Below are 11,843 nucleotides of genomic sequence, written 5' to 3'. Positions count from 1 at the left end.
AGTTGTGTTTAAGAGACAGTCCAAGCGCCGCATGGATGTCCACTCACACTACGAAGTCTCAGGAATTGTCGCGGTGTTTCGTGGCAGACCCACGCTGCTCGGGCGCGTCGGGATCGACAGCGCGAAATACCTCGGTATCTGCGTTGTCACCCGACCACTGAGGTTGATCCTGGGCCTGGGGCGTCGAAGCCGAAGACGATGCCGAACCGGCGCCGACAAGGTGACGATCGTGGCGTTCCTTCTCCCGCTGCGCATCGGCCGCCTCCAACTTCTTCTTCGCGTCCCGGCCTGCGAGCAGGCGACCGAGGAAGACCGAGATGGTCGCCGGGATGAAGATCACCAGAATGGTGAAGGCGGCACCGGAGGTCAGCTCGAAGAACAAGGAGTTCTGGCCGACGCTGAAGTCGACCATCAATTGCACGAACCAGGTGATCAACCCCGCCGCGAGGCCTCCGAGGACTGCGGCCTTGAGCCACAACATCGTCAGGTCCTCGCCGTATTCGGGATCGGGGTTCTTCCGACGGTCTCGAATGCCGTCGAGCCCCGCCCACACCACGACCGCAAGCAACACTGCTGCCATCCCGAGCCACCGAAGCTGAGATCCGTGCAGCGGCCACTGCGTTACCGCGACGCCAAGAAGGATCCTCACCGCCACGTTGATCAAGCACATACCGATTCCGCGTACCACCCACCCTGTCATGGGGCACAGCCTATCCATACGAGGCGCGCGATGTGGGCGACCCCACAGAACCTGGGGTCTGGGTTTCGATCCTGGCTGGACAAAGTCACAGCGGTACGTTGTACGAATGCCTGTAGATCACAGCAGTAGACGCGCTGCCCTTCGTCGCACCATGGAATCGAACGATCTCGACGCCATGTTGGTGACCGACCTGCTCAACATTCGCTACCTCACCGGTTTCACCGGATCCAACGCTGCACTGATCGTGTCGGCGCACGACTCGGCGGATCGAGAGGACAACACCGTCGTCTGCACCGACGGTCGCTATCTGACGCAGGTCGCCGAGCAGGTACCCGATCTGCGTGCTGTGATCGACAGGTCTTCGGCGGCGTATCTGCTGAGCAGCGATGTGACGCCGCGTCCGGGTTCGGTCGGTTTCGAGTCGCACGTCGTGACCGTCGACCAGCACCGAGCGTGGAGCGACATCGAACCCAAGGCGACGCTCGTACGCGCACCTGGTCTCGTCGAAGAACTGCGGATGGTCAAGGACGAGCACGAGGTCGGACTGCTTCGGGACGCATGCCGCGCGGCCGACGACGCGTTCGCGGTGTTGATCGAACGAGGCGGCGTCGCCGTCGGCCGCACCGAACTCGACGTCGCCCGTGAGCTGGAGGCTTTGATGGTCGAGCACGGCGCTGACGGCATTTCGTTCGAGACCATCGTCGCAGCGGGTCCGAACTCCGCGGTGCCGCATCACCGTCCCACCGCTGCGGTGCTGGCAACCGGCGACTTCGTCAAGTTCGACTTCGGTGCGCTTGTCGGGGGCTACCACTCGGACATGACGCGCACGGTGGTGCTCGGCACGCCGCAGGAGTGGCAGACAGACCTCTACTCGTTGGTGCAGCGCGCGCAGACCGCCGGCCGTGAGGCGCTCGCGCCGGGTGCGAGCACGGCGTCCGTGGATGCGGCGTCGCGCTCGGTGATCGAGGACGCCGGCTACGGCGAGTTCTTCCTGCACGGTCTCGGGCACGGCGTCGGACTCGAAATCCACGAAGCGCCGGGAATCGCGAAGTCGAGCACCGGTACACTCCTGTGCGGTGCAGCTGTGACCGTCGAGCCGGGTGTGTACTTCTCGGGGCGCGGAGGCGTGCGGATCGAAGACACGCTCATCGTTCGCGACGACGGTCCTGAGCTGCTGACCATGACCACCAAGGAACTTACTCTCGTGTGACGCACGGCGGTTCCTGCACACGAGAACACGAGGAGACGTAAAAGACTGTGGCTTCCACCAGTGATTTCAAGAACGGTCTCGTCCTCAGCATCGAGAATCAGCTGTGGACGATCATCGAGTTTCAGCACGTCAAGCCGGGCAAAGGCCCCGCATTCGTGCGCACCAAACTCAAGAACGTACTGTCTGGCAAGGTCGTCGACAAGACGTTCAACGCCGGAGTCAAGGTCGAGACTGCCACTGTCGACCGTCGCGACATGACGTACCTCTACCACGATGGCAGCGACTACGTCTTCATGGACGGCGACACCTACGACCAGATCTCGATCAGCGAAGCGGTGGTCGGTGACGGCGCTCGCTTCATGCTCGAGAACATGCAGGTCCAGGTCGCCACGCATGAGGGCGTACCGCTGTACGTCGAGTTGCCGGTCACCGTCGAACTCGAGGTCAAGCACACCGATCCCGGTCTGCAGGGTGACCGTTCGACCGGCGGAACCAAGCCGGCGACGCTGGAAACAGGTGCCGAGGTGTCGGTGCCTCTGTTCATCAACACCGGCGACAAGCTGAAGATCGATTCGCGCGACGGCAACTACCTCGGGCGTGTGAACTCCTAAGGTGTCGTCGAAGAATTCGTCGAAGAAGAGTTCGGCCCGCAGCGATAACGAGCCGGTCAAGAAGCTCGGTGCGCGTCACAAGGCACGCAAGCGGGCCGTGGACTTCCTGTTCGAGGCCGAAGCTCGTGATGCCGATCCGGTGCGCCTGGCGAAGGAGCGCATCGAGCTGGCCCGCGCCGACGATTCGATTGCGCCGGTCAGCGAGTACACGGAGACTCTCGTGGGCGGCGTCGCGGAGAACCTCGACCGTCTCGACAGTGTAATTTCCGACCACCTCAACGATTGGACGTTGAACCGTCTGCCTGCGGTCGACCGAGCTATCCTGCGCGTTGCGGTGTGGGAACTCTTTCACGCGACCGACGTTCCACCGGTCGTTGCGGTCGACGAGGCCGTCGAGCTTGCGAAACAATTGTCCACCGACGATTCGCCGTCCTTCGTGAACGGCGTGCTCGGCCAGATCGTGCTGGTGGCCCCGCAGGTCCGGGCAGCTGCTGCCGCTGTGTCCTCGCGCAGCGACGAAGCCGGCGACAAGTAATTCGGCTCACGCGACGCTCCCTGAATAACAGGTTCGGGGAGCGTCGTTGCTAGGCTGGTGCACTGTCAGACATCCTTTAACGATCCGTCCAGAGAGGCGGAGAAGGAGGTCGTAGTTTGCCTGCGTCCGAACCACCCTCCAGCTCGTCCCGCGAACTTCTGTCCGCTGCCGATGTAGGCCGGACCATTGCGCGGATGGCACATCAGATCATCGAGAAGACCGCGCTCGACTCAGCCGACGCGCCTCGTGTGGTCCTGCTGGGAATCCCCACCCGCGGCACAACCCTCGCCGAGCGGCTCGCCGACCGGATCGACACCTTCTCCGGGATCAGGCCACCGGTAGGCTCCCTCGACATCACGCTCTACCGCGACGATCTTCGCGGCAAGCCACACCGCCCACTCGAACGCACCTCGGTTCCTTCCGGTGGGGTCGACGACGCCCTGGTCGTGCTGGTCGACGACGTACTCTTCTCCGGACGTACGGTGCGGTCGGCGTTGGATGCGCTGCGCGATCTGGGTCGTCCACGCGCGGTCCAGCTGGCAGTCCTGATCGATCGGGGTCATCGTGAGCTTCCGCTTCGCGCCGATTACGTGGGCAAGAACGTCCCGACCGCCCGTACCGAAGACGTGTCGGTGCAGCTCGTCGAGCACGACGGACACGACGGGGTCAGCCTGGCCGCTACGAGGGAAGCCAAGTGAAGCATCTGCTGTCCGTATCCGATCTCACTCTCGAATCGGCAACCGAACTGCTCGACGAAGCCGACCGGTTCGAGCAGGCGCTGCTCGGCCGTGAGGTGAAGAAGCTCCCCACCCTGCGAGGCCGCACCGTCATGACGGTGTTCTTCGAAAACTCGACGCGGACGCGGGTGTCGTTCGAGGTTGCAGGCAAGTGGATGAGCGCCGATGTGATCAACGTCAGCGCGAGCAGCTCGTCGGTATCGAAGGGCGAGTCCCTGCGCGACACCGCGATGACCCTGCGCGCAGCAGGCGCCGACGCTCTGGTCGTACGGCATCCGGCGTCGGGTGCCGCGCACCAGATCGCTCAGTGGACAGCTGGACAAGGCGACGGCGGTGGTCCGGCGGTGATCAATGCCGGTGACGGAACGCACGAACACCCCACGCAGGCTCTGCTCGATGCCCTGACGCTGCGTCAACGTCTCGGATCCATCGCGGGTAAGCGAGTCGGGATCGTCGGCGACATCCTGCACAGCCGGGTCGCTCGGTCGAACGCGATTCTGCTGTCGACCCTCGGTGCCGAGGTGGTGCTCATCGCGCCCCCGACGTTGTTGCCTGTCGGCGCGTCGATGTGGCCGGTCCGGGTATCGCACAACATCGACGCCGAGCTGCCGGCTCTCGATGCCGTATTGATGCTGCGGGTGCAGGCCGAGCGTATGAACGGTGGGTTCTTTCCGTCACCCAAGGAATACTCGATCACCTACGGGTTGTCCCAGAGAAGGATGGATCTGCTGCCCGAGCATGCCGTCGTGCTGCACCCGGGTCCGATGCTGCGCGGCATGGAGATCGCATCCTCAGTAGCTGATTCTCCCAGAACTGCAGTCCTACAACAGGTTACGAACGGGGTTCACGTGCGCATGGCGGTTCTGTTCCGATTGCTCGTCGGTTCGGACGGGGGTGCGTGATGAGCGTGCTGCTGAAGGGCGTCCTCGTTTACGGCGAAGAACCCGCGACCGACGTATTGATCGACGACGGCCAGATTGCCTCGATCGGACCCGATCTCGACCCCGGCGACGCAGAGGTCGTCGAGGGTCACGGTCAGATTCTGCTCCCCGGTTTCGTCGACCTACACACACACTTGCGTGAGCCCGGCCGCGAGGACACCGAGACCATCGAGACCGGTTCCGCCGCTGCCGCGCTCGGCGGCTACACCGCGGTGTTCGCCATGGCCAACACCGCGCCGGTTGCCGACTCGGTCGTCATTACCGACCACGTGTGGCGACGGGGTCAGGAGGTCGGCCTGGTCGACGTGCACCCGGTCGGCGCGATCACCGTCGGTCTCGGTGGCAAGCAGCTCGCCGAGATGGCGACGATGGCTGCCGGAGTCGGCAAGGTGCGGATGTTCTCCGACGACGGCAAATGTGTCGACGACCCGTTGATCATGCGGCGGGCTCTCGAATACTCCAGTTCGCTGGGCGTGCTCATTGCGCAACACGCCGAGGAACCACGACTGACGGTCGGCGCGATCGCGCACGAAGGGCCGACGGCTGCTCGTCTCGGGCTCGCCGGATGGCCGAGGGCGGCCGAGGAGTCGATCGTCGCCCGCGATGCTCTGCTTGCGCGTGATGCCGGAGCGGCCGTGCACATCTGCCACGCCTCGACAGCCGGAACCGTGGAATTGTTGAAGTGGGCTCGCGGACAGGGCATTTCGATCACTGCAGAGGTGACGCCGCATCACCTGCTGCTGGACGACTCGAGGCTCGAGACATACGACGCGATCAACAAGGTCAACCCGCCGTTGCGTGAGGCTTCGGACGTCGAGGCATTGCGGCGCGGTTTGGCGGACGGCACGGTCGACTGCGTCGCGACGGATCACGCTCCGCACGCCGAGCAGGACAAGTGCTGTGAATTCGCGCAGGCCAAGCCAGGCATGCTCGGATTGGAGACGGCGTTGGCGATCGTCGTGCAGACGATGGTGGAACCGGGATTGCTGGATTGGCGCGGTGTCGCGCGCGTGATGAGTGAGCGCCCGGCGCAGATCGTCGGACTGGCTGATCAGGGCAGGCCCATCGAGGTCGGGGAGGTCGCGAACCTCGTCCTCGTCGATCCGAGCGCACCGTGGACGGTCGTCGGCAAGAGCCTCGCGAGTATCTCCGACAACACCCCGTTCGAGTCGATGACGTTCTCGGCGAAGGTCACCACGACTGTGCTGCGCGGAAGAATCACCGCTCGCGATGGCGTGACGCGGTCCAAGGTCGGTGATTGAGAATGGACAGGATTCTCATCGTCATCGGCTTCATCGTCTTCTGGATCGCCATGATCGGCCTCATCTTCTGGGGTTGGCGCGGGCGCCAGAAGCGCCAGGCCGAATCCATCGGATCCTTCCCGGAGGTACCCGCAGACCTCGGCGAGACGCTGATCGAGGCGTCGACCGGGCTGTACGTCGGCAGCACCATCGCGCCGAGCTGGCAGGACCGAATTGCCGTCGGCGACATCGGACACCGCGCGACCGCGGAACTGTCGCGGCACACCGAAGGCATTCTGCTCACGCGCACCGGAGAGTCCACCATCTGGATTCCGCAGAAATCGGTGCGCGCGATCCGAACCGAGCGAGGGCTGGCAGGCAAAGTCATGAGCAAGGACGGACTGCTCGTGATCCGTTGGGTTCTCCCGACCGGAACCGAGATCGACACAGGATTCCGAGCTGATGACAAGCTCGTCTACCCCGAGTGGGTAGACCCGGACACACATACGAACGATACGAAGGAGACAACCGCGTGAGCAGCGCAGTTCTTGTTCTGGAGGACGGCCGGATATTTCGCGGCACCACCTTCGGAGCCCAGGGCCGGACGCTCGGAGAAGCCGTGTTCTGCACCGGGATGACCGGTTACCAGGAGACACTCACCGACCCCAGCTACCACCGACAGATCGTCGTCGCCACGGCGCCGCAGATCGGCAACACCGGCTGGAATCTAGAGGACGGCGAGGCCGCCAGTGCGCAGGATCCCAACAAGATCTGGGTTGCGGGTTACGTCGTACGCGATCCCGCGCGGCGCACGTCGAGTTGGCGAGCAACGGGATCACTGCAGGATCAGCTCGAAGCCCAGAACGTCGTCGGAATCGCTGGTATCGACACGCGCGCGCTAGTTCGACACCTCCGCAGCCGCGGCTCCATGCGTGCCGGAGTGTTCTCCGGTGACTCCCTCGGCACAGAGGGCGAGATGCTGGAGCAGGTGCTCGACCAGCCGTCGATGCTCGGTGCCGATCTGGCCGGTGAGGTCACGACGTCTGTCGGTTACACCATCGAGCCGTCCGACACGGCCCGCTTCACGGTCGTCGCAGTCGACCTCGGTATCAAGACGAACACCCCACGCATGTTCGCCGAGCGCGGTATCCGCGTCCACGTCGTCCCCTCCGCCACCAGCGTCGAGCAGATTCTCGACCTGAATCCCGACGGAGTCTTCCTGTCCAACGGCCCAGGGGACCCGGCGACAGCGGATACGAACGTCGCCTTGACCCGCGAGGTACTGGCCCGGAAGCTGCCGCTGTTCGGTATCTGCTTCGGCAACCAGATCCTCGGTCGCGCGCTCGGACGCTCGACCTACAAGATGAAGTTCGGCCACCGAGGCATGAACATCCCGGTGATCGAACACACCACCGGACGTATTGCCATCACCGCGCAGAATCACGGATTCGCGCTCGAAGGCGAAGCCGGTGAAGAATTCGACACCGATTTCGGACGTGCGCGCATCAGCCACACATGTGCGAACGATGGCACCGTCGAGGGCGTCGAACTGCTCGACGGCCGTGCCTTCTCGGTTCAGTACCACCCCGAGGCCGCGGCCGGTCCACACGACGCCGCGTATCTCTTCGATCGGTTCACATCAGTGCTCGAGGGAGTTGACAAGTAATGCCACGCCGCAGCGATCTGGGCCACGTCCTGGTGATCGGTTCGGGGCCGATCGTCATCGGTCAGGCCTGTGAGTTCGACTACTCCGGAACCCAGGCTTGCCGGGTGCTCCGCGAGGAGGGGCTGCGCGTCAGCCTGGTCAATTCGAACCCCGCAACGATCATGACCGACCCGGAGTTCGCGGACGCGACGTACGTCGAACCGATCACCCCGGATTTCATCGAGAAGATCTTCGCTCGGGAGGCCGCCCAGGGCCACCCGATCGACGCCGTCCTCGCGACCCTCGGCGGTCAGACAGCTCTCAATGCAGCCGTGGGACTACACGATCAGGGCATTCTCGCCAAGTACGACGTCGAGTTGATCGGCGCGGACTTCGACGCCATCCAGCGCGGTGAAGACCGTCAGATGTTCAAGGACATCGTCACGAAGGTCGGCGGAGAGTCGGCCAAATCGGCTGTCTGCTACACGATGGACGAGGTCCGTGCGACGGTTGAAGAACTCGGTTTCCCGGTCGTGGTTCGGCCGTCGTTCACGATGGGCGGGCTCGGCTCGGGGCTGGCGTACAACGACGCCGATCTGACCCGCATCGCGGGCGGTGGTCTGGCGGCATCGCCGACCGCGAACGTCCTGATCGAGGAGTCGATCCTCGGCTGGAAGGAATACGAACTCGAGCTCATGCGCGACGGCCGCGACAACGTGGTCATCGTCTGTTCCATCGAGAACGTCGATCCTGTCGGGGTGCACACCGGCGACTCGGTGACCGTCGCGCCCGCGACGACGCTGACCGACCGCGAGTACCAGAAGATGCGTGACCTCTCGATCGACATCCTTCGTGAGGTGGGCGTCGACACCGGTGGCTGCAACATCCAGTTTGCGATGGATCCGGCCGACGGTCGACTCGTCGTCATCGAGATGAACCCGCGGGTATCGCGGTCCTCGGCGTTGGCGTCCAAGGCGACCGGCTACCCGATCGCGAAGATGGCCGCCAAGCTCGCCATCGGCTACACATTGGACGAGATCGTCAACGACATCACCAAGGAAACTCCTGCTTGCTTCGAGCCGACTCTGGACTACGTGGTCGTCAAGGCACCGCGCTTCGCCTTCGAAAAGTTCCCTGGCGCCGACGGCACCCTGACCACGACGATGAAGTCCGTCGGTGAGGCGATGTCCATCGGGCGTAACTTCACCGAGGCGTTCGGCAAGGTGATGCGTTCGCTGGAGACCAAACGCGCGGGCTACTGGACCGGTCCTGACGTGGAGGCAGAGAGTCTCGACGCGCTTCTGAAGGATCTCAGCGTTCCGCAGGACGGACGCATGTACGGGATCGAAAAGGCATTCGCGCTCGGGGCGACTCTGGAGCAGCTGTTCGACGCCACCAAGATCGACCCGTGGTTCCTCGACCAGTTCCAGCAGATCCACGAACTCGGTAACGAACTCCGCGCGGCCGCCGACTTCGACGAAGTCTTGTTGCGTCAAGCGAAGTACCACGGCCTGTCGGATCGCCAGATCGCAGCGCTGCGACCGGAGCTGGGCGGCGAGGACGGCGTGCGCGCACTGCGCGATCAGCTCGGGGTGCATCCGGTGTACAAGACGGTCGACACCTGCGCCGCCGAGTTCGAGGCGAAGACCCCATACCACTACGGCACCTACGAACTGGACCCCGAAGCCGAGTCCGAGGTCGCTGAGCAGCGTGAGCGGGACAAGGTCCTCATTCTCGGCTCCGGACCGAACCGAATCGGCCAGGGCATCGAGTTCGACTACTCGTGCGTCCACGCGGCACAGACGTTGTCCGAGGCCGGCTACGAGACCGTGATGATCAACTGCAACCCAGAGACCGTCTCGACCGACTACGACACGGCAGACCGTCTCTACTTCGAACCGTTGACGTTCGAGGACGTGCTCGAGGTGTATCGCGCGGAATCCGCGTCGGGCACGGTGGCGGGCGTCATCGTCCAGCTCGGTGGCCAGACTCCGCTCGGCCTCGCCAAGCGGTTGAAGGCCGCCGGCGTGCCGATCGTCGGAACCAGCCCCGAGGCGATCGATCTCGCGGAAGATCGCGGCGAGTTCGGGCGAGTTCTCACCGAAGCCGGACTTCCCGCACCGAAGTTCGGTACGGCGACGACGTTCGACGGCGCCCGCGACATCGCAGGCAGCATCGGCTATCCCGTGCTGGTCCGGCCGTCGTACGTTCTCGGCGGACGCGGCATGGAGATCGTGTACGACGAGGCGTCGCTCGCGGACTACATCTCGCGTGCAACCGAGATCTCGGACGACCGTCCGGTGCTCGTCGACAGGTTCCTCGAAGACGCCGTCGAAATCGATGTCGACGCTCTGTGCGACGGTACCGAGGTCTACCTGGGTGGCGTCATGGAGCACATCGAGGAGGCCGGGATTCACTCCGGTGACTCGGCATGTGCGCTTCCGCCGATCACGTTGGGCCGCTCCGACATCGAGAACGTCCGTCGCTCGACGGAGTTGCTGGCCAAGGGTATCGGCGTCAAGGGTCTGCTCAACGTTCAGTACGCGCTCAAGGACGACATCCTCTACGTGCTCGAGGCGAACCCGAGGGCAAGCCGCACGGTCCCGTTCGTGTCCAAGGCAACGGCAGTGCAGTTGGCGAAAGCCTGCGCCCGCGTCATGCTGGGCGAGTCGATCGCCGACCTGCGGGCGAGCGGAATGCTCCCCGCCGTGGGAGATGGCGGCACGACGCCACTCGGTGCTCCGATCGCCGTCAAGGAAGCGGTGCTGCCGTTCAACAGGTTCCGGCGCGCAGACGGCACCGGAGTGGACACGCTGCTGAGTCCGGAAATGAAGTCGACGGGCGAAGTCATGGGTATCGACGCCGACTTCGGTACGGCGTTCGCCAAGAGCCAGACGGCGGCCTACGGTTCGTTGCCCGCGTCGGGTGCCGTGTTCGTGTCCGTCGCGAACAAGGACAAGCGTTCCCTGATCTTCCCGGTCAAGCGGCTCGCGGACCTGGGGTTCACGATCCTGGCCACCGAGGGTACAGCGGAGGTGCTGCGGCGAAACGGAATCACGTGTGAGCAGGTCTACAAGCAGTCCGGAGAAGAGGTGCCCGAAGGTGCCGTCACCATCGTCGATCGCATCCTTGCCGGAGACATCGCCATGGTGATCAACACTCCGTACGGTAATTCCGGACCACGCGTGGACGGGTACGAGATCCGCAGTGCGGCCGTCGCTCAGAACATTCCGTGCATCACGACCGTGCAGGGCGCATCGGCGGCAGTGCAGGGTATCGAGGCCGGCCTTGCGGGCGACATCGGTGTGCGGTCGTTGCAGGACCTGCATGCGGTACTGGCTGCAGGAGTGGGACAGGCATGAGTGCGCAGGGATGGCTGGATCGGCTCCGCGCGGCGACGTCCGCTCGAGGGCGTCTGTGTGTGGGGATCGATCCGCATCCTGCGTTGCTCGAGCAGTGGGGTCTGCCGCGCGACGCCGACGGACTCGAGAAGTTCGCCGAGATCTGTGTGGAAGCGTTCGTGGGCGAGATCGCGGTGGTCAAGCCGCAGGTCGCTTTTTTCGAGGCCTACGGTAGCCCCGGGTACGCGGTGCTCGAACGGACCATCTCGGTGCTGCGCGACGCCGGAACGCTCGTGATCGCCGACGCGAAGCGCGGCGATATCGGCAGCACCATGAGCGCATACGCGCAGTCGTGGCTCGGTGCGGACTCTCCGCTGTCCTCCGACGCGGTGACGGTGTCCCCGTACCTGGGCTTCGATTCGCTGAACGAGACGTTCGCGCTCGCCGAGGCGGGCGGTAGGGGAGTATTCGTCCTGGCCCGGACCTCCAACCCCGAGGGGGCTTCGCTGCAGCAGGCGGTCGCGACCGGGCGCACCGTAGGCCAATCGATCGTCGACGCCGGAGCTGCGGTCAACTCGGACGGTTCGGCGACCGTCGGACTGGTGGTCGGAGCGACGCGTGATCACGGTCTGGATCTGTCGGGCTTCACCGGACCGATTCTCGCGCCTGGCCTCGGAGCGCAGGGCGCGAGTGTCGAGGATCTGGCACAGATATTCAGTGGCTCGCTGAAGCTGTTGTTGCCCAATTCTTCCCGAGGTGTCCTCCGCGCCGGTCCGTCGGTCGAAGCGCTTCAGGATGCGGCCAAGAGCCTGCGGGACGAGATCGAAGCGGCCCTGCCATAGATGATCGCTGATCTTCGCCCGGCTACGGGGGCGGGTTAGC

At 64.4% G+C, this 11,843-nt stretch carries 11 protein-coding genes; 10 read left to right on the top strand and 1 reads right to left on the bottom strand.

The window, feature by feature from the left end:
• Positions 1-58 precede the first annotated feature (58 nt).
• Entirely contained in the window at positions 59-700 is a 642-nt protein-coding gene (locus ACODSO_RS08995) for a B-4DMT family transporter (protein ID WP_489036533.1), read from the bottom strand.
• A gap of 106 nt (positions 701-806) precedes the next feature.
• Between ACODSO_RS08995 and ACODSO_RS08990 the strand changes: the two genes are divergently transcribed.
• The 10 genes from ACODSO_RS08990 to pyrF all read left to right on the top strand — a co-directional run bounded on the left by ACODSO_RS08990 (position 807) and on the right by pyrF (position 11,803).
• Positions 807-1,910 (top strand): M24 family metallopeptidase, encoded by a 1,104-nt coding sequence (locus ACODSO_RS08990; RefSeq protein ID WP_489036532.1) that lies wholly within the window; start codon positions 807-809, stop codon positions 1,908-1,910.
• A gap of 47 nt (positions 1,911-1,957) precedes the next feature.
• Positions 1,958-2,521, top strand: a complete 564-nt coding sequence (efp, locus tag ACODSO_RS08985; RefSeq protein WP_489036531.1) for an elongation factor P — start codon at positions 1,958-1,960, stop codon at positions 2,519-2,521.
• A 1-nt stretch (position 2,522) separates the two neighbouring features.
• A complete protein-coding gene (nusB, locus tag ACODSO_RS08980) occupies positions 2,523-3,056 on the top strand; it encodes a transcription antitermination factor NusB (RefSeq protein ID WP_489036530.1) in 534 nt (177 codons plus the stop codon).
• A gap of 116 nt (positions 3,057-3,172) precedes the next feature.
• Complete coding sequence (pyrR, locus tag ACODSO_RS08975) at positions 3,173-3,754, top strand: bifunctional pyr operon transcriptional regulator/uracil phosphoribosyltransferase PyrR (protein ID WP_068376102.1); 582 nt, start codon at positions 3,173-3,175, stop codon at positions 3,752-3,754.
• Positions 3,751-4,695 (top strand): aspartate carbamoyltransferase catalytic subunit, encoded by a 945-nt coding sequence (locus tag ACODSO_RS08970; protein ID WP_489036529.1) that lies wholly within the window; start codon positions 3,751-3,753, stop codon positions 4,693-4,695. Before pyrR ends, ACODSO_RS08970 begins: the two co-directional genes overlap by 4 nt.
• The gene (locus tag ACODSO_RS08965) at positions 4,695-5,996 is read left to right on the top strand and encodes a dihydroorotase (RefSeq protein ID WP_489036528.1); all 1,302 of its coding nucleotides are present in this window, start codon (positions 4,695-4,697) and stop codon (positions 5,994-5,996) included. Before ACODSO_RS08970 ends, ACODSO_RS08965 begins: the two co-directional genes overlap by 1 nt.
• A 2-nt stretch (positions 5,997-5,998) precedes the next feature.
• Entirely contained in the window at positions 5,999-6,511 is a 513-nt protein-coding gene (locus ACODSO_RS08960) for a PH-like domain-containing protein (protein ID WP_489036526.1), read from the top strand.
• A complete protein-coding gene (gene carA, locus ACODSO_RS08955; protein ID WP_489036525.1) occupies positions 6,508-7,641 on the top strand; it encodes a glutamine-hydrolyzing carbamoyl-phosphate synthase small subunit in 1,134 nt (377 codons plus the stop codon). The genes ACODSO_RS08960 and carA overlap by 4 nt, the downstream gene beginning before the upstream one ends.
• A complete protein-coding gene (gene carB / locus ACODSO_RS08950) occupies positions 7,641-10,982 on the top strand; it encodes a carbamoyl-phosphate synthase large subunit (RefSeq protein ID WP_489036523.1) in 3,342 nt (1,113 codons plus the stop codon). The genes carA and carB overlap by 1 nt, the downstream gene beginning before the upstream one ends.
• Positions 10,979-11,803 carry an orotidine-5'-phosphate decarboxylase gene (pyrF, locus tag ACODSO_RS08945; RefSeq protein WP_489036521.1) on the top strand — a complete coding sequence of 275 codons (825 nt, stop codon included), beginning with the start codon at positions 10,979-10,981 and terminating at the stop codon, positions 11,801-11,803. Before carB ends, pyrF begins: the two co-directional genes overlap by 4 nt.
• The last annotated feature ends 40 nt before the right edge of the window (positions 11,804-11,843 follow it).

Source organism: Rhodococcus sp. FG69, from assembly GCF_057808915.1.
Note: the sequence above shows the minus strand (reverse complement) of the source record. Positions and strands in the feature narration are given on the sequence as shown.